This is a genomic window from Candidatus Amarobacter glycogenicus, from assembly GCF_016704105.1.
Classification (GTDB): domain Bacteria; phylum Chloroflexota; class Dehalococcoidia; order Tepidiformales; family Tepidiformaceae; genus Amarobacter; species Amarobacter glycogenicus.
The window spans coordinates 593,050-609,359 of the sequence record NZ_JADJAT010000001.1 but is presented as its reverse complement, the minus strand read 5'-3'; the positions used below and the strand labels follow the sequence as shown (position 1 = coordinate 609,359).

Below are 16,310 nucleotides of genomic sequence, written 5' to 3'. Positions count from 1 at the left end.
GCACCACGACCTCGGGCGCTCGGCAATTGTCCGGATGACCAGTGCAATTCGAGCCGGAGCCACTCTCACAGGCCAGAGGAAGTGGGCGCGGGTGGTTGGCAAACGGAGTTGCCCGTGCTACACCGTTGGGCCATGAATCTGGGCGCGTGTGCCTTCTGTCAGATAGCCAACGGCGTATCGGCATGCCATGCGGTGTACGACGGTCCCCGGGTTCTCGCATTCCTCGACCGCGGCCCTATTCGGCCCGGCCACACACAGATCATCCCGCGGGCGCATTACCCGTACTTCGATGACTTGCCGCCGGCTCTGCTCGCCGAGATCTCAGCGATAGGCCAGGCGGTGGCGAAGGTGCTGAAGCAGGTCCATGGCGTGGAACGCGTCGCGTTCGCATTCACCGGCGGCGACGTGGCGCACGCCCATGCCCACGTGGTGCCGCTGTTCGAAAAGACGGACATCACGTCGCGGCGCTACATCCAGGAACCTTCGGTCACGTTTCGCGCCCTTCCCAGGGCGCCCGAAGCGGATCAACTTGAGATGGCTCGACGGCTCTGCGACGGCCTCAACTCCGTCTTCGAAGCCGAACCTTAGAGGCCCTTGTCGACCAGGAACGAGCAGAGGTCGCTGATGCGGCAGGCATAGCCCCACTCGTTGTCGTACCAGGCAGCCACCTTGACCAGGTTGCCGCCGACGACGTTGGTCGACTGGCCGTCCACGATGCTCGAGCGCTCGTCGCCCTTCATATCCATCGAAACGACCGGGTCCATCGTGAAGCCAAGGATGCCCTTCATCTGCCCGGCTGACGTTTCCCGCAGGAGCGTGTTGAGCTCATCCCGTGTCGTGTCCTTCTTCGTGAGGGCGACGATTTCGACGATAGAGACGGTTGGCGTGGGCACGCGGTAGGCGAGGCCGTCAAGAATGCCGTCGACTTCAGGGATGACGAGTCTCAAGGCCCGGGCCGCGCCCGTGGAGGTCGGGACGATATTGAGGGCGCCGGCACGCATCTCCCGCAGGTCGGTCCCGGCCGCCTTGTCCAGGATCTGCTGGCTATTGGTGTAGCTGTGGATGGTCGTCATCTGGCCTTTTTGCATCCCGAGGTTGTCGACGATGACCTTCACCACCGGGGCCAGTCCGTTCGTGGTGCAGCTCGCATTCGAGATGACGTTGTGCGTCGCCGGGTTGTACTTTTCGCCGTTCACGCCAAGGACGATGGTGAAGTCCTCGTTCTTGGCCGGGGCGCTGATCACGACTTTCTTCACACTGTCGCGCTTGTGGGCGACGGCTTTCGTGGCGTCGGTGAAAAGGCCCGTGCTTTCGATGACGATGTCGACTCCCACGCTTCCCCACGGGATCGCACCGGGGTCGCGTTCGGCAAACACCTTGATCACGCGGCCGTCGACCACGAGGCCGTCGCTCTCGGCACGGATCTCTTTGTTCCAACGGCCGTAGTTGCTGTCGTACTTCAGGAGGTTCGCGTTCACGTCGGTTGCGACGAGGTCGTTGATGGCCACGACTTCGAGCTTGCCCGGGTAACGTTCGGTGATCGCCTTGAGGACCTGGCGCCCGATGCGCCCAAAACCGTTGATGCCAACCTTAGTCGCCACGTGAAAACTCCTGGGGAAGTGCGCCAATTAGCCTAACGCGCCGGAATTAACAGGCTACACGTTGTCCCGGACTCCATTGGCCGGAGTGGGCGGGGACGCGCTGGCAACCTGTTTGTAACCCAACCGATATATCCATAGCGTGAACCTATGGATCTGCCGAAAGCAATCCGGAATTCATGCTACCTCGCCCGTATCTCCAGGGGTGATTCTGGTCTCACGGACCACACCGAGGAGCACGAACGAATGAACCGGCGAACTGTCGTATGCCCCAACTGCGAACTCCACTTCACGAGTGCGCGCGAGAAGACCTACTGTCCCGGCTGCCACCAGTTGGTCGAGCCGGCGCCCGCCCGGTAGCGCCCACGCCAGTTGGCGTAGCTGGGCGGCGGACTTCCGTCACAGCCCGCGGGTGGCCCAGTAACGCATGATGGTGTGACGCATCTCCGGCGGCGACGCGATGGCCGGGACGCCTGGGTTCTCGCTTGCGTGGTGGGCCCAACCGGCTGCGAACGGCCGGGCCCCGCGGCCGGCGACTGCATCGATGTCCCGTAAATCCCCGCTGATGAAGGCGGAATCCGGAGCGCCCGTCGCGAGGAAGGCGAGACATACATCGAACCGTTCCGCGGGGACCCACGGTTCGCCCGGCAGCGTTGCGGAAAGGACGGCGACGAACCGATCGAGTCCCGTGCTTTGAATCTGCTTCACCGCGACACCGTGCGGGAGCCGGGAGATCGCTCCGATTTCGATGCGCTCGCCACGGAGGGCGTGGAGGGCCATCCCGATTCCCTCGTGGACCAGCAACTTCTTCATCGCGCTGCGTTCGAACATGGCGTCGCAGAGAACGGCAAGGTTCCGCGCTTCCTCGGACGAACTCGCGAGTATTCCCAGGGCATCCCGCCAGGGCCGGGTGTGGTATTCATCGACGAGGCTGGATGCGTCGACTCTGCGGCCGGCCGTCGAGGCAACCGCCTCCTCGATGCAGAACCGCCAGGCAGTCCGGGAGTCGATGAGACACCGATCGAGGTCGAAGATGATGGCACGTGGGTGGGGCCGGTGGCCGCCCGCGAGGCCCACGCTAGCCGCCCAGGCCGTACCGCCGGAGCGCCGCCTGGTATTCCTCGGGCGTGTTGAAGTCGAGGTCCAACAGCTCTCCGGCGTCCACTTCACCGACCTCGGTGGCATGGGCCCGAAGGACGGCGTGGAGCCCTTCAGCCTCATCTGTGACGGCCATGAGTTCCTCGCGTAGGCGGCCCGCAACGACGATGGGGTGGCCCCTGCTTCCCCTGTGGATCGGCCGCGTTACGGCGATCTCGGGCCGGTGGGCATCGATTAAGGCCTTGAGGAATGCCGCGGGACGCGGGGTGTCGACATCGGTGATGAGGATGGCGTCGGTGTCGCGGTTCACGGCCTTCGCGCCGATTCGCAGGGAGCCTGCGCGGCCATGCTGGTAGCGGGGATTGAGCATCGTGCGGCACTTCATCGTCCTCATCTCCCGCGAGATGTTGTCGGCCTTGTGCCCGAGGACCACGATGACTTCGTCGCAACCGGCTTCCTGGAGTTGATGCACCTGGTAACAGACCAGCGGTTGGCCTCCCCAATCGAGGAGTGCCTTGGGTCTTCCCATGCGTGTCGACATGCCGGCGGCGAGGATTATCCCGGAAATCACGAAGGTCGAGTCTAGGGCAGGCGCGAGCTACCAGCTATCGAGACGGCGGCACTCATCGGGCCGCATATACGACTTCGCCATCGAGGATGACGAACCGAACGCGTTCGAGGGCGGAGAGGTCGTGGGTGGGATCCCCCTCCACGACGAGCAGGTCGGCCAGCCTGCCGGCTTCGATGACGCCCCGGTCCTCAAGCCCGAGTAGCTCCGCGGACCGGCTGGTGGCGAGTTTCAGGATCTCCAGCGGAGCGTAGCCGGTGAGCTCCTGCAGGACCTGCATGCCCCCTGCGAGCGATTCGTGGGGTACCCCGGGGATGCCGCAATCCGTGCTCATGAGCACCCGGCAGCCGGAGTCCAGCAGTGCTTTCAGGACCTGGCCGCGCTGCTGGCGGCGCCCGTCGTCCGGCCAATTCCGGAATCCGACTGAAACGGTCGGCGAAACCAGGATTCCCTTCGCTGCTATCCGGTCGACAAGGGGTTGATCGAACTCGTAGCCGCCCGGGGCGGTGAATGAGCAGTGTTCGATGCTATCGACGCCCGCTTCGGTTGCCACGCGAATTCCTTCGATGCCGTGCGCATGCGCGGCGACCCGACGGCGAAGGCGGTGTGCCTCCTCGACGCACGCGCGCAACTCGTCCACGGTGAACTGCGCCGCGAAGGTGTTCGTCCGGGGTGTCATGTTCCCGCCAGTGGCCATGACCTTTATCCAGTCCGTCCCGGCTTTGACGTGCTCGCGTACCTGCCTCCGGATTCCGAGCTCACCGTCACACTCGCCGCCCATGAACCAGCAGTGCCCGCCGGTCGTCGTTATCGGGGCTCCGGCGACAAGCAGTCTTGGCCCCTCGGTCAGGCCCTCGGCGATTCCTTCGCGCAATTCGATTCCCAGGTGAGTCGGCGAGCCCAGGTCGCGGACAGTGGTGATGCCGGCCCGCAGCATCCGCCGCCCGTACGAGGCCATCCGGAGGAGCATCTTCGCCGGGGTATCGTTCTCGTAGGTCGTGCGCCATGCAGGGGTCGTGTCGAAACAGAGGTGTGCGTGACCTTCGATGAGGCCGGGGACCACCGTGCAGCCCGAGATGTCCAGGGTCTTGCCGCCGCCATCGGCGCCCGCCAGAAAGCGGCCATCCACCACCACACTCGATGGCGAGGAGGTTCCTGCGCGGCCGTCCCAGACGTGCCCGCCGCGAAGCGTTAGGGTTGCCATGGCGCGGATTCTACGGGGCCGTGCCACGATACGCGCGTGGATCCCTGGTACGACACCCACGTCCACCTGGATCGCTTTCCGGCCACGGCCCGTGAGCGTCTGCTGGAGAGGGCGCGGGCTGCGGGCGTGCTGGTAGTCGCAGTGGCGACCGATCTCGAATCCTCGGCCGCCGTTGTTGAGCTCGCTGCCGGTTCGCCTCTGGTGGCTGGAGGCGCCGTCGGCGTGCATCCCCGGCAAGCCCGCGGGGCCGTTCGTGAGTTGACCGACCTCGCGGCGAACCCCGGCGTTGTGGCGATTGGCGAGTGCGGTTTCGATGGTTCTGGGCCCGGCTGGGAGCTCCAGGCGGAGACGTTTCTCGCCCAGGCGTCGATTGCCAGGAACCTTGGCCTCGCCCTCGTCCTCCACATCGACGGAGACGGTGCATGGGACCAACTGGCCACGCGGGGGGACGCACTCGAAGGCCTGCGTGTGGTGCGCCACTACTTCACTGGCGACAGCGTCCAGGCGGCGTGGCACGCGGAACGTGGCCACTTCGCCTCCTTCGGGAATCCACTGCGGCGGACGTCTCAGCTCCAGGAAATCACGGCCCGCTACCCCCCCGAGTTGCTTCTGATCGAGACTGACAGCTACCCGGCGCCGGGGAGAATCACCCAACCGGCGGATGTCGTGAAGGTCGCGGAAGCCCTCGCCGGGGTCAGGGGCTGGAGCGTGCCGGAAACTCGAGAGCGACTGGCCAACAACACTCGCATCGCATTCGGTCTTCCGGGGTGAGCGCTACTTCGCGAACGGGTTGGCGACGCCGTACTCTTCGGCGAGCAAGCGCAGGAAGTCCCTGATTGGCGGCGCCAGGATGCGCCCCCGGAGGACGTGGACGCCCACCTCCCGCTGTGTCGGCTGCTCCATCTCCTTGATCTCCACCTGCACCAGCGTCCCCGCCGCGAGTTCCCGCTTGATCGAGATCTCTGGAAGGATGCTGACGCCCAGGCCCGCCTCGACCAGGTACTTCGTTGCCTCCATCAGGTCGAGTTCCATCACCGACTCGGGCACGACCCCGGCCCGCAGGAACATGCTGTAGATCAGGCTGTGATAGCTCGAGCTGCGCTCGAAGAAGAGGAATGGTTCCTTGCCGACTTCGGCGATCGTGGCTCTTCCCCGCTTCGCGAACGGGTGGTCGGGCGCCACCACAAGCGCGAGGTCGTCGTTATACAGGTGGAGCGAATCGACTTCGGGGTGCTGCGTGAGCCGCGTAACGGCGACGTGGATCTCTCCGGCGAGGAGCTTCTCCATCTGGTCTTCCGTCTGCCCCGTCGTCATATGTACGTGGACGCGAGGCCGCGTCTCGCGGAAGTGCTTCAGGACGGTTGGAAGGACGTAGGTCGCGATCGAGGAGCTTGCCCCGATGCGGATGCTGCCGATATCGCCGTGGCGGACTGCCTCGATGGCGTCGGTGCCTTCCTGGACGGCAGTTAGCGCCCGCTGGGCATGGGGCATGAAAGCGTGCCCGGCGTCAGTGAGCGTGACGCTGCGCCCGGTCCTTTCGAAGAGGCGTTCGCCGATCTCTCGCTCCAGCGACTGGATGCGGGCGGTGACCGAAGGCTGAGTGAGAAACAGGGCTTCTGCCGCTCGGCTGAACGAGCGGTGGTGCGCTACCTGGATGAAGGCTTCGAGCTGGGCGAGTTCCAAATGGGCTCCTCCCGGGGTTCACCCGGTGGTGTGGTCTAGCGGAAGAAGTCCGCGTTGATCGCGATGTAGCGGCGCCGGTCCCCCTCCAGCGCGTTCTCATCGAAGATCGCGGTGACGGGGCAGGCCAGTTCGCACGCAGCACAGTCGATGCACGTGTCTGGGTTGATAAAGTACTGCCCCGAATCCTCCGTCGTGTGGATGCAGTCGACGGGGCAGACATCGACGCACGAGGCGTCTTTCACGCCGATGCAGGGCTCGGTGATGACGTACGGCAAGGCGTGGCTCCCTCTCGCTACAGCGTATCGCGACGCACGCCAACTTTATACACGACGATATCGCCTTCGACACGAGCCTGGCAGGCCAGCCGGAGACGCGGGTCCTGCACTGAAGCCTGACCGCGCTGGCGGACCAGGTTCGAACGCTCGAACCGGCCCATCTGGCTCAGCCGGCCCACGCCCGAGACCACCTCCATCGCGCAGTTCGTGCACTCACCGTTGCGGTTGCATCCCACCGGCCACCAGTAGCCGGCCGCGTTCGCCGCTTCCATCACGGTCTCGTTCAACGGAGCTTCGAATTCGGCATCGAGGGGCTCGACGCGCACGCGTGGCATGGACCGATTGTGGAGTCCCGGCCAGGGACTGTCGATCCTGCAGAAGGGGATCCCGCGGCGCTATCGATTGAACGTAGGAGGCCGCTTCTCCATGAATGCCGCGACGGCCTCCGAATGATCCGGCAGCCGCCGCGCGATCTGGTCGCGCAGGTTCTCTCGCTCCATCACGGCTTCGAGGTCTGGGTCGAGCGGGTTTTTGCGCAGCAGTTCCTTGATCATCATGACGGCGCCCGTCGGGTTGTCAGCGATTTCGGTCGCTTTCGTCAGCGCCGTGTCGAAGAGCTCCTCGGGTTCCGTAACCTGGGTGACGAGTCCCATTCGGAGTGCCTCCTCCGCACCCACCATGCGTCCCGTGAGGCACATGTCGGTGGCGTTTCCCAGCCCCACGAGCTGGGCGAGGAGCCGGGTCGAACCGAGCTCGGGCATGAGCCCCATTTTGATGAACCGGATGCTCATCTGGGCTCGTGTAGAAGCGATCCGGACATCGAACGGGAGGATCATCGTCAGGCCCACGCCGACTGCGTACCCGTTGATCGCTGCGACCGTCGGCTTGGATTCGCGGATGACGTGCGTGAAGCTGACGCCTCCGCGTTGAAGCTGTTGGCCGCTTCCTTCGGCGTTCTCGCGCACACGGTTGGCGAATCCGCCCATGTCGGCGCCGGCGCAGAAAGCCCGCCCCTCGGCCGTGACCAGGATCGCTCCAATCGCAGGGTCGGCGTTCCAGCGCGAGACCTGGTCCTGGATCTCGGCGCCCATCTGGCCAGTCCACGCGTTCAGTTTCTCGGGCCGGTTAAGCGTGATGATGCCCACCCGTCCCCTGGTGGTTGTGAGGACCTGTTCGTATGCCACTCCGCACCTCCGTTTTCGGCACCGGGATAGTGGAGGATGGCCGGTTGGAATGCAAAGCAGGCCGTTCGGCAGAAGCGGCGTGAGCCAGGTCTACCGCCGGATCCAAACCCGCCGGACGACGACCGTCTCACTCACCGCACCCGCATGCGGGAAGGGGTCGACCGCGGCTGCCTGCGCCGGCACGGTCACTTCGCGCGAAGCAGCGTTGCGCCTTCCAGAAGCCCTCGGCTTCCCGGTGACCGCGTTCAGGGCCTTCTTACCGGCCTGGCGAGCCAGGTACTTGCCGGTGAGGCTTACGCCGATCTGCAGGGCCGTCCCGACGGCCATCGCCGTGGCGGCCTTTTTCACAGGGGCCGGCAGGGCCGCGCGCTGGCGCTCCGGCCGCACAGGAAGCGCGGCCGCCGGCGCCGCCACGATGGCGGTATCGCGAATGGCGGCGAGGAACATTCCGCACTGGCGGCAGTAGTTGTCGTCGGGCTGGTAGTCCGCCTGGCAATCCGGGCAGTTCGGCAGTGTTTGGGCCATGCGCGCGATTATAGGGGGCGTGTCGAGTGGACGGCGCGCTCCACCGCTTCTGTGAGGTCCAGGGGTTCAGATGGAGGGATCGCGAGTTTACCTTCGGCTACCGCCCGGAGTGTTTCGACCAGGAACGGGCGCTCGCGCGCGACCCCCCTGGCCCGGATGTCTGAGTAGAGCGGCATGCCCATGATCTCGTCCAGGCTGGCCGCATCGATGCCGCTGCCGGAGAGGGAGTCCCAGGCAGTTTCGTTGGCCGAGTCCCGGATCGCGAAGCGGCAGAAGCTGACTGCAGGCCCGCGGTCTACGTCGCCGGTCACGAGGTTCATCATGCAACCCGAATCGAGTGACTGCGTCCGCATCAGCCCGGCGATGACCTCCTGGTACGTGCCAATCGGGCCATCGGGGAGCGCAGGATGGTCGTTAATGAACGTGTAGCGGCTGAAGAGTGGTTCCGTCGCGATGAGCATGTAGCCGAACATCACGCCCAGGGCGAAGTCGTACTTCGCCAGAGCACTCGCCACCTGCCGGTCGTAGTCGAAGCGCCAGGGCTGCAGTGGCTCGCCTGCCTTTCCGAGTCTTCCTCCCGCAGCCTTACGGAACCGGACCGAGGAGTGTGCCTCCACCGCGATGCCGTGACGCTCCGCCATGGCGATGAGCCGGTCCGTCGCCTCGGATTCGCCCCGGTCGCGGTTGACGTACACCACCGCAATCTCCACAGGCAGGCCAGCGTCGATGGCCTTCAGGGAGTACTCGAGCGCCCCATACGACCCGGGTCCGCGGCCGGTGGTGAGCCATGCAATCTTCATCGAGCGTTCACTCGTCCGCCTCGTAACCTGCCTCGACTTCCCTCAACTGGAATTCGTCTTCGTCCATGCGTCCCTGGAGGGTTCTTACCTGCAGTTCCGCTTTCTCGAGGATGACCCGCAGTTGGTCCACCAGCTTTGCACCCTCTTCGTACAGCTTGAGCGATGCCTCGAGGGGCAGGTTCCCCTGTTCGAGCTTGCGGGCCTTCTCTTCGAGGGCTGCGTAGAGGGCTTCGAATGTTGGTTCGGGCATGGGGTCAACTCACCTCAGCCCAGAATGCGCCATCCGCCACCGATACGGAAAGCCGGTCGCCGGGCTTCACCTTGCGCGCGCTGTTGACCACCGGCTTCTTCCCTGACAGTTCCTTCTGGACGATGGCGAAGCCCCGGGCGAGCGTGGCCATCGGGTTCAGCGAATCGATCCGGGCGGCCACGTTCTCGAAGCGCGCACGGTCTGCGGCACAGCGCCGCTCGAGGCCGGCCTGCATGTCCCGAACCAGCGAGCGCACGTTGATTGCCAGGCCCACTGGGTCCGGCGCCGCGTATTGGATGCGCCGGAGCTGGGATTCCACCCGGCCCGCCTGCTCCGCGAGCGCTCCGCGAGCAACAGAAGCCATCTGGCGGTCGATTGACCGCAGCGCCTGCTCCATCTGGGCTGCATCTGGTACCGCACGTTCGGCGGCCGCGCTGGGCGTCGGCGCGCGCAGATCGGCCACCAGGTCCGCGATCGTGACGTCGGTCTCGTGGCCAACGCCCAGGACGACCGGGACCGGGAACCCGTAGATCGCCCGCGCTACGCGCTCGTCGTTGAAAGCCGAGAGGTCTTCGGCGCTGCCGCCGCCACGCGCGACGATTGCCAGGTCGAGGGCTGGTTCCTTCGCCAGTCGTTTCAAGGCCGCGGTCACCTGCCCGGCGGCCTGTTCGCCCTGCACCAGCGCCGGCGACAGCAGGATCGTGGCGAGGGGCCACCGCCGGGCGAGCACATTGCGGATGTCCTGCAGCGCAGCGCCGGTCGGAGAGGTGACGAGGCCGATGGTGCGCGGAAAGCGCGGGAGGGGCCGTTTGCGCGCGGGGTCAAACAGTCCTTCGGCTTCCAGGCGTAGCCGCAGTTCTTCGAACTTCGCCGCGAGAATGCCCACACCCTCCGGCCGCACGAAGTCTGCGACGAACTGCAGTTCCCCCCGCTGCGGATAGATGGTGATGCGCCCATGGGCGATCACTCTCTCGCCGTCCTTCAACTGGAAACCGGACATGTTGTCGCGGAAGAGGACCGTGCGCAGCGCAGCGTTCGCGTCCTTCAGCGAAAAGTAGCGGTGCCCCACCTGCGAGCGCGAGTAGTTCGAGACCTCTCCCTGGATCCAGAGGTCGCTGAAGAACTCGTTGGCTTCGAGGACCTCTCGAAGGAACGAGACGACGGCGGAAACGGAGAGGGCGGAAGGAGGGTTCATACGCGATTGCTCGGTGTCCGGTGCTGGAATGCACAGGTTAAACGCAGAGGCGCGAAGAGCGCAGGGACGGGACACACTACTGATCGAACGCGAGCCTGAGTTCCCCGGCGACGGCAGCGAGCCGCCGGTCGAGCGTCCAGAGGCGCGTGTCGCCCGCAAGAGCGGTCGAAGCAAGAAGATGGACATCGATGTAGCCGACGCCCCTCCCCATCAACGCCCGGGCTTCGATGAATTGGAGCGCTTCCCGGCCAGTCGCCACCGGAACCGACGGGAGGTCCCCGAGAAGCGCCAACACCTCTGCGCGGTTCTTCAGGTTGCCGCATGCAAGTTCGCCGATGACGAACGGATGAACCGTGACGATGCCGTCCTCAAGCATCGATGCGAGCTGTTTGTGGCCGGCCCGCAAGTACTCGATCCAGACCGACGAATCGACGAGGATCACTCCGGGGCGCGGCGCCGCGGGATGTCTTCCAGTTGCGGCTCCGTTCCGCCCAGCCGGGCCAGCCGCCGGGCACTCTCCCGTTCCACGAGCGCGACCAGCGCGAGGCGCAAGAGGGAACTCCGCTCAGTCATGCCCGTCAGTTGCTGGGCTACCCTGAGCAGTTCTTCGTCCAAAGTGACTGTCGTCCGCACGGTTCACCTTCCCGCATCAAATGATGCGGTTTTCGATGCACGATTTCAAATGCTCGCCCCCGCGAGCCCCCAGCCGCTCCGCGCATTCACCGATCTTGGTCTCCCGCACGCCCCCCGAGACTGGCGGCTCCCGCCCCTATTGAACCCGCTCGATGTAGCTCCCGGAATCGGTGTTCACCTTGATCCGGGCGCCTTCCTCCAGGAAGAGGGGCACCTGCACGACGAGGCCGGTTTCCAGCGTCGCCGGCTTTGTACCGCCGGTGGCGGTGTCGCCCTTGAACCCCGGGTCCGTCCGCGTGATCGTCAGCTCAACCGAAATAGGGAGCTCGATGCCGATCACTTCATCGCCATAGAGGACGACTTCGCAGGTGTCGTTCTCTTTCAGGTACTTGTTGGCGTCGCCGACCTTTTCCGCTCCGACCGGGATCTGCTCGTAGTTCTCGGTGTTCATGAAGTAGTGGAACTGGTCGTCGGCGTACAGGTATTGCATCTCGCGCCGTTCGACGCGGGCACGATTGAACTTGGTCCCAGACTGGACGGTGTGCTCGATGATCGAGCCGCTGCGGACATCTCGCAGCTTGATCTTGACCTGGGCCGAGCCGCGGCCGGTCTTGATGTGGCTGTAGTCCATGATCGACCAGAGCTTGCCATCCATCTCAATGGTGGCGCCCTTCTTCAGTTCGGCGGTGGAAATCAAATTGAGACTCCTGTAGGGGAGAGTTTGTTGGCTTTGCTGAGCACCCGGGCCCGGCCATTCTCGAGGGCGACCACGTCCTCGATGCGCACGCCGCCCCAACCGGGGAGATAGATGCCCGGTTCAATGGTAAACACCATTCCTTCTTCCAAGGTATCCGCGCCGCTCTTGCCCAGGTAGGGGTCTTCGTGGACGGCGAGGCCGACACCGTGTCCCAGCCCGTGTCCGAAGCGATCGCCGTAGCCCGCCCTGTCGATGACGTCCTGCGCCAGCATGTGGGCGGCGGTGGTCTTCATTCCCACCTCAACGCCCTCGATCGCGGCCCTCTGAGCCTCGAACACGACCTCGTAGATCTCGCGAAACTTCGCGTCTCGCTTGCCGAGGACAATGGTGCGCGTGAGGTCACTGCAATAGCCGCCGGACTTCGCGCCCATATCGATGACGATCGGCCGGTCCGCGCCGACCGCCGCCGCGGTCGGGTGCGCATGGGGCATGGCGCCGTTCGGTCCGCCGGCCACGATCGTCTCGAAAGAGATGTCGTCCCCACCTTCGGCCTTTACGTTCGCCGCAAACATCTCAGCGGCCCGCACTTCGGTGGTCTCCGGTGTGAGGTCGCGTTCGAGCCGTTCGAAGGCGGCATCTGAGATGTCGATTGCCCGCTGGAGGAGGACGAGTTCCCCCGGGTCCTTCACCTTCCGGAGTCGCCCGATAATGTCCGGCGCCGGCAGCCACTTCGGCCGATCGGCCGCGGGAAGGGCGCGTGAGAGCGCCGTCAGGGAGAGCCGGCCGGCGTACGTCGTGTCATGCGTTGCCAATCCGACGCGCTTCCCCGCGATCCCCGCTTCACCGGCAAACTTCGCGAACCATTCCTTGCGCCCGCCGAGTGCCGGGAAGACCTCGAAGCCGCGCGGGACGCACTCGCGCTCCGCCTGCTCGGTGTAGCGAAAGTCGGCAGCGATGATCGCCCGTTCCCGCGTGACGAGGACAACGCCCGCCGATCCCGTGAAGCCACTGGTGTAGTACCGCGATGCCATCCCCAGGTTCTCTTCTCCCGGGGAGGAGATCATCAGGGCATCGAGCTTCGCCTCATCCAGTGCCTCCCGGATCCGATCGAGCCGAGCGTTTGGGCTTCTCTTTTTCGCCAACCCGTTCTCCTTGGGTCTTAAACCCGGCCTGCCAGGCCGCCACGCGAGAAGGTCGTCAGCCGAAGTCTCGTGCGTCCTGGCTCTTCCTGTCCGGAACCGTGCTACGCCCCCAGGTGGTCCAGCAGGAGGTTCGTCGCGAGAGTGTACCCATCGCGTCCGAGGCCGGTCACCTGACCGAGGCAGACCGGCGAGATGAGCGACCGATGCCGGAAGCCTTCTCGCGCGTGAGTATTCGAGATGTGGACCTCGACTACCGGGATCTGGATCGCTTCGATGGCGTCCCGCAGCGCGACCGACGTGTGGGTGTATGCGCCGGCGTTGATGACGACGCCCTGGGCGAGCTTGCGGTTCTCGTGGAGGAAATCGATAAGCGAACCTTCGTGATTGCTCTGGAAGCACAGGACCGCGGCTCCTCGCGATCCGGCGGCGGCCGCCACGTCGGCTTCGATGTCGAGGAGCGTCGTCCGGCCGTAGATCTCCGGCTTCCGCTCGCCGAGGAGGTTCAGGTTTGGGCCATGGACCAGGAGCAGGTTCACGATTCACGATCCACGATGTGCTGCGCAGGCGCCCTTGAATTGTCAGTTGGCGACCGGTGCTTGTCGATTGGATGGGGAAGACCCCTGCGCGAACGCGCCCGGACTCATCCGGCTCTGCGCTTGCGCCGCGGTCCTTCCAACGCCTGCTCCGCCACTTTTTCCCAGGCTTCCGCGCTGACCTTCGCCTGCCGCGCCTGCGAAACGTGGGTATAGATCTGCGTCGTGTTCGCCGAGCTGTGGCCGAGGAGGTCCTGGACGATGCGCAAGTCGGCGCCGCCGTCGAGCAAGTGGGTCGCGAACGAGTGCCGCAAGAGGTGGGGATGCACGTCAGCCGCGATCCCGGCCGCCACCGCATGCCGCTTGATGAGCGTTTGCACCGAACGCGCGGTGAGGCGGCCGCCGAAGCGGTTGAGAAACAGCGCTCCCCCGGCCCCGGTCCGCCCGGGAGAAGCAGGAGTCTGATCGGACAGTAAGTGGGGGCGTCCGGCTTCGAGGTAGCGTTCGAGAGCCTGCATTGCCGGTTCACCGAACAGTGCGACACGCTCCTTCGCGCCCTTGCCGTGGATGATGGCGCAGCCTTCGCCCAGGTCGACCTGTTTCACATCCAGGCCCACGAGCTCTGATATCCGGAGGCCGCCCCCATACAGGAGTTCGAGCATCGCCCGGTCGCGGAGGCCGGCGGGCTTCTCCGGGTCCGGCGCCGAAAGCAGCGCGTCGAGCACCGCCGGGTCGAGCACCTTCGGCAGGCGCTTGGGCCGCTTCGGGAGGGCGACGCCATAAAGGAGGTCGCGTTCAGTAGCACCCTCCTGGAGAAGGTACTTGTAGAAGCCGTGGACGGTGCTCGTTCGGCGCGTGATCGAAGCGGGGACCATCCCCCCGTCCTTGAGTTCGCCCAGGTACTCGCGGAACGTGCCGCGATTGGTCTCCAGCGGCTCGAGCTTTCGCTCCCGGCACCATGCCAGGAAGCTGCCGATGTCTGTCCGGTAGTTCCGGATCGTATAGGCGGAACGGTTGCCCACAGCCGAAAGCTCCCGCAGGTAGGCATCGAGGAAGGCTTCCGCCGTCTTGTGGGCAGGCGACCCGCTTGGCATAACGGGATTGTGGTGTGTTAAGGGTCTAGGGGCGACCTTGGCGCACGAACAATCGCTTTGGCCAGTCATTGACAACGCCGAGGAGTCGCCCCTCCACCCCCCCCCCCGGTTTGGGGCATCGTCTTTCAGTCTAGCGGCCTGATAAACACCGCCCGGGCGCGTGCCCGCCTGTTGGCCGGGCGTACCCCGCCCGCGGCCCCGCCCCCCCACCCAGGAAAAAGGTCATGCCCCCGACGAACGCCACGCCGCCCGTGACGCCAGGCCACCGTCAGATGGTTGAGGGTCTAACGGCGGGCGAACCGGTCGGTCGCCGCCACGATTGCCTCGGCCATCGCTGCATCCGAGGACAGGTGTCCTGAATCGACCACGAGGAGCTCCGAACCTGGCCATGCGTGATGCAATTCCTCGGCGGTTCCCAACGGGCTCGTCAGGTCGTGCCGTCCATGGATCAGCACCCCGGGGATGCCTGCCAGCGTGCCGGCGTCGCGGATGAGTTGGCCTTCCTCCAGCCAGGCTCTGTGGCGGAAGTAGTGCGTGACAATCCGCGCGAACGCCATCCGGAAGCGCTCGTCCGCGTAGCGGGGGTTAGGTGCATCCGAGGTGGAGCGCTTCACGATGGCGTCCTCCCATTCGCACCAGGCTTGCGCCCCCCGCTCCCGGATATTCGCGTCCAGGCTGGTCAATAGCCTGGCGTACGCCTCGACGAGGTCCCCGTCGCGCTCGCCCTCCGGCAGGGCGCCCCGGAACTGCTCCCACTCCCCGGGAAAGTACTCCCGGAGGCCGTGGTACAACCAGTCGATCTCCGAGGGACGCGTCGTGGTTACCGCTGCCAGCACCATCTCGGTGACACGGCGGGGGTGCCGTTCGGCATAGGCCAGCGCCAACGTCGAACCCCACGAGTTGCCGTAGACGAGCCATCGTTCGATGCGGAGGTGGGACCGGATCCGTTCGATATCCGCCACCAGGCGACTCGTCGTGTTCGTCTCAAGGTTGGTCCCAGGGTCACTCGCGTGGGGCATACTTCGGCCGCAGTTCCGCTGGTCGAACAGCACAACGCGGTACGCCGCGGGGTCGAAGAGGCGCCGGTGCCCGGGCGTACAACCGGAACCGGGGCCCCCGTGGAGCACCACTGCCGGCTTCCCGTGCGGGTTGCCGCATGCCTCCCAGTACAGCGCGTGGCCGTCGCCGGCAGGGAGTCTGTCGGCCTGGTAGGGCTCGATGTGTGGGTAGAGGCCAAACATGAGGAGTGCATGGTAGTCGCTTGGCGCCGGGGTGCGGCGTACGCTGCCGAGCGATGGGCGAACTGCGAGACGTTAGGCCAACCGAAGCCATCAGGGCCTGGCTCGCCGCCGGCGGCATCCGCAAGCCGGGGAAGGGCGACCACGTGAACATCAAGATGCCCAACGGTCAGATAGCCACCCTCTCCGGCGTTCGAGAACCCATCAAGATCGGGAAGTCGATGTTGCGGAAGGCTGGATTGGATGAGGCGGAATTCGTTCGGCTTCTTGGGAGGCGCCGACCGTGAAGTACTCAATTGTTGTTCACGAAGCCGAAGAGGGTGGCTTCTGGGCGGAGGTGCCCGCACTCGGCGCCTGCTACGCTCAAGGCGAGACGGTTGAGGAAACGCTCGCTGAGGCGAGAGGGGCGATTGAGAGTCACCTCATCGCCTTGATTGCGGACGGACAAGAGATCCCGAGGGACGCGGAGCTTCGGGTGGAGACAGTGACAGTCGAGGTCCCTTCGGCGGCCTGAGTTCCATCGCGATGGCAAGGCGACCGGTGTCCATCTGGACTCGCGGTCGCCACTGGGTGCTCATGGCCAGATTGGCGAG

The 16,310-nt window shown here is 65.4% G+C and carries 23 protein-coding genes; 4 read left to right on the top strand and 19 right to left on the bottom strand.

All coding sequences use genetic code 11. The features are described from left to right. Nucleotides 1-132 precede the first annotated feature (132 nt). Nucleotides 133-588, top strand: coding sequence for an HIT family protein (locus tag IPG14_RS03140; protein ID WP_343390856.1), 456 nt, complete (start codon nt 133-135; stop codon nt 586-588). On the opposite strand, the gene gap is transcribed toward IPG14_RS03140, so the two are convergent. From gap to IPG14_RS03120, 4 genes are all read right to left on the bottom strand, one after another. Beyond that, a complete protein-coding gene (gap, locus tag IPG14_RS03135) occupies nt 585-1,601 on the bottom strand; it encodes a type I glyceraldehyde-3-phosphate dehydrogenase (protein WP_343385055.1) in 1,017 nt (338 codons plus the stop codon). The genes IPG14_RS03140 and gap overlap by 4 nt on opposite strands. Nucleotides 1,602-1,997: 396 nt before the next feature. Beyond that, nucleotides 1,998-2,675 carry an HAD hydrolase-like protein gene (locus tag IPG14_RS03130; RefSeq protein WP_343390855.1) on the bottom strand — a complete coding sequence of 226 codons (678 nt, stop codon included), beginning with the start codon at nt 2,673-2,675 and terminating at the stop codon, nt 1,998-2,000. Nucleotide 2,676: 1 nt separating this feature from the next. Next, nucleotides 2,677-3,267, bottom strand: a complete 591-nt coding sequence (locus IPG14_RS03125; RefSeq protein WP_343390854.1) for a nucleotidyltransferase family protein — start codon at nt 3,265-3,267, stop codon at nt 2,677-2,679. Nucleotides 3,268-3,319: 52 nt separating this feature from the next. After that, nucleotides 3,320-4,468, bottom strand: a complete 1,149-nt coding sequence (locus IPG14_RS03120) for an amidohydrolase family protein (protein ID WP_343390853.1) — start codon at nt 4,466-4,468, stop codon at nt 3,320-3,322. A gap of 36 nt (nt 4,469-4,504) precedes the next feature. Here IPG14_RS03120 and IPG14_RS03115 point away from each other — a divergent pair, with 36 nt between their 5' ends. Continuing rightward, nucleotides 4,505-5,239, top strand: coding sequence for a TatD family hydrolase (locus tag IPG14_RS03115; RefSeq protein WP_343390852.1), 735 nt, complete (start codon nt 4,505-4,507; stop codon nt 5,237-5,239). Between the two features lie 3 nt (nt 5,240-5,242). Here the strand turns inward: IPG14_RS03115 and IPG14_RS03110 are convergent, their stop codons facing one another. From IPG14_RS03110 to pip, 15 genes are all read right to left on the bottom strand, one after another. Beyond that, entirely contained in the window at nt 5,243-6,151 is a 909-nt protein-coding gene (locus IPG14_RS03110; RefSeq protein ID WP_343385050.1) for a LysR family transcriptional regulator, read from the bottom strand. A gap of 35 nt (nt 6,152-6,186) precedes the next feature. Next, the gene (locus IPG14_RS03105) at nt 6,187-6,426 is read right to left on the bottom strand and encodes a 4Fe-4S binding protein (RefSeq protein WP_343385049.1); all 240 of its coding nucleotides are present in this window, start codon (nt 6,424-6,426) and stop codon (nt 6,187-6,189) included. A 17-nt stretch (nt 6,427-6,443) separates the two neighbouring features. Further along, nucleotides 6,444-6,761: a 2Fe-2S iron-sulfur cluster-binding protein gene (locus IPG14_RS03100; protein ID WP_343385048.1), complete on the bottom strand. Its 318-nt coding sequence runs from the start codon at nt 6,759-6,761 to the stop codon at nt 6,444-6,446. A gap of 60 nt (nt 6,762-6,821) precedes the next feature. Next, the gene (locus IPG14_RS03095) at nt 6,822-7,610 is read right to left on the bottom strand and encodes an enoyl-CoA hydratase/isomerase family protein (RefSeq protein WP_343388055.1); all 789 of its coding nucleotides are present in this window, start codon (nt 7,608-7,610) and stop codon (nt 6,822-6,824) included. A 90-nt stretch (nt 7,611-7,700) separates the two neighbouring features. Continuing rightward, on the bottom strand, nt 7,701-8,135 hold the full coding sequence (locus tag IPG14_RS03090) for a hypothetical protein (protein WP_343385046.1): 435 nt from the start codon (nt 8,133-8,135) through the stop codon (nt 7,701-7,703). Nucleotides 8,136-8,143: 8 nt separating this feature from the next. After that, the gene (locus IPG14_RS03085) at nt 8,144-8,935 is read right to left on the bottom strand and encodes a hypothetical protein (protein WP_343390851.1); all 792 of its coding nucleotides are present in this window, start codon (nt 8,933-8,935) and stop codon (nt 8,144-8,146) included. A 7-nt stretch (nt 8,936-8,942) separates the two neighbouring features. After that, the gene (gene xseB / locus IPG14_RS03080) at nt 8,943-9,185 is read right to left on the bottom strand and encodes an exodeoxyribonuclease VII small subunit (protein ID WP_343385044.1); all 243 of its coding nucleotides are present in this window, start codon (nt 9,183-9,185) and stop codon (nt 8,943-8,945) included. Nucleotides 9,186-9,189: 4 nt separating this feature from the next. Beyond that, nucleotides 9,190-10,380 carry an exodeoxyribonuclease VII large subunit gene (xseA, locus tag IPG14_RS03075; RefSeq protein ID WP_343388052.1) on the bottom strand — a complete coding sequence of 397 codons (1,191 nt, stop codon included), beginning with the start codon at nt 10,378-10,380 and terminating at the stop codon, nt 9,190-9,192. 76 nt (nt 10,381-10,456) lie between these two features. Continuing rightward, complete coding sequence (locus IPG14_RS03070; protein ID WP_343390850.1) at nt 10,457-10,822, bottom strand: PIN domain-containing protein; 366 nt, start codon at nt 10,820-10,822, stop codon at nt 10,457-10,459. Continuing rightward, complete coding sequence (locus IPG14_RS03065; protein WP_343388050.1) at nt 10,819-11,013, bottom strand: type II toxin-antitoxin system VapB family antitoxin; 195 nt, start codon at nt 11,011-11,013, stop codon at nt 10,819-10,821. The genes IPG14_RS03070 and IPG14_RS03065 overlap by 4 nt, the downstream gene beginning before the upstream one ends. 136 nt (nt 11,014-11,149) lie before the next feature. Then, entirely contained in the window at nt 11,150-11,710 is a 561-nt protein-coding gene (gene efp, locus IPG14_RS03060) for an elongation factor P (protein WP_343385042.1), read from the bottom strand. Next, a complete protein-coding gene (locus tag IPG14_RS03055; RefSeq protein WP_343390849.1) occupies nt 11,707-12,852 on the bottom strand; it encodes an aminopeptidase P family protein in 1,146 nt (381 codons plus the stop codon). The genes efp and IPG14_RS03055 overlap by 4 nt, the downstream gene beginning before the upstream one ends. Before the next feature lie 101 nt (nt 12,853-12,953). Then, nucleotides 12,954-13,391: a type II 3-dehydroquinate dehydratase gene (gene aroQ / locus IPG14_RS03050; protein ID WP_343385242.1), complete on the bottom strand. Its 438-nt coding sequence runs from the start codon at nt 13,389-13,391 to the stop codon at nt 12,954-12,956. Nucleotides 13,392-13,492: 101 nt separating this feature from the next. Beyond that, complete coding sequence (locus IPG14_RS03045; protein ID WP_343390848.1) at nt 13,493-14,479, bottom strand: tyrosine recombinase; 987 nt, start codon at nt 14,477-14,479, stop codon at nt 13,493-13,495. A gap of 284 nt (nt 14,480-14,763) precedes the next feature. After that, nucleotides 14,764-15,720 carry a prolyl aminopeptidase gene (gene pip / locus IPG14_RS03040; RefSeq protein ID WP_343390847.1) on the bottom strand — a complete coding sequence of 319 codons (957 nt, stop codon included), beginning with the start codon at nt 15,718-15,720 and terminating at the stop codon, nt 14,764-14,766. Between the two features lie 53 nt (nt 15,721-15,773). On the opposite strand from pip, the gene IPG14_RS03035 reads away from it, so the two are divergent. Then, nucleotides 15,774-16,004: a hypothetical protein gene (locus IPG14_RS03035; protein WP_343390846.1), complete on the top strand. Its 231-nt coding sequence runs from the start codon at nt 15,774-15,776 to the stop codon at nt 16,002-16,004. Further along, complete coding sequence (locus IPG14_RS03030; RefSeq protein ID WP_343388045.1) at nt 16,001-16,231, top strand: type II toxin-antitoxin system HicB family antitoxin; 231 nt, start codon at nt 16,001-16,003, stop codon at nt 16,229-16,231. The genes IPG14_RS03035 and IPG14_RS03030 overlap by 4 nt, the downstream gene beginning before the upstream one ends. The last annotated feature ends 79 nt before the right edge of the window (nt 16,232-16,310 follow it).

Excerpts from the sequence above, each read along its gene's own strand:
- xseB (WP_343385044.1), bottom strand. The coding sequence starts at position 9,185 with ATGCCCGAACCAACATTCGAAGCCCTCTACGCAGCCCTCGAAGAGAAG.
- IPG14_RS03100 (WP_343385048.1), bottom strand. The coding sequence starts at position 6,761 with ATGCCACGCGTGCGCGTCGAGCCCCTCGATGCCGAATTCGAAGCTCCG.
- IPG14_RS03090 (WP_343385046.1), bottom strand. The coding sequence starts at position 8,135 with ATGGCCCAAACACTGCCGAACTGCCCGGATTGCCAGGCGGACTACCAG.
- IPG14_RS03120 (WP_343390853.1), bottom strand. The coding sequence starts at position 4,468 with ATGGCAACCCTAACGCTTCGCGGCGGGCACGTCTGGGACGGCCGCGCA.
- IPG14_RS03045 (WP_343390848.1), bottom strand. The coding sequence starts at position 14,479 with ATGCCAAGCGGGTCGCCTGCCCACAAGACGGCGGAAGCCTTCCTCGAT.
- xseA (WP_343388052.1), bottom strand. The coding sequence starts at position 10,380 with ATGAACCCTCCTTCCGCCCTCTCCGTTTCCGCCGTCGTCTCGTTCCTT.
- IPG14_RS03140 (WP_343390856.1), top strand. The coding sequence starts at position 133 with ATGAATCTGGGCGCGTGTGCCTTCTGTCAGATAGCCAACGGCGTATCG.
- pip (WP_343390847.1), bottom strand. The coding sequence starts at position 15,720 with ATGTTTGGCCTCTACCCACACATCGAGCCCTACCAGGCCGACAGACTC.
- IPG14_RS03085 (WP_343390851.1), bottom strand. The coding sequence starts at position 8,935 with ATGAAGATTGCATGGCTCACCACCGGCCGCGGACCCGGGTCGTATGGG.
- IPG14_RS03035 (WP_343390846.1), top strand. The coding sequence starts at position 15,774 with ATGGGCGAACTGCGAGACGTTAGGCCAACCGAAGCCATCAGGGCCTGG.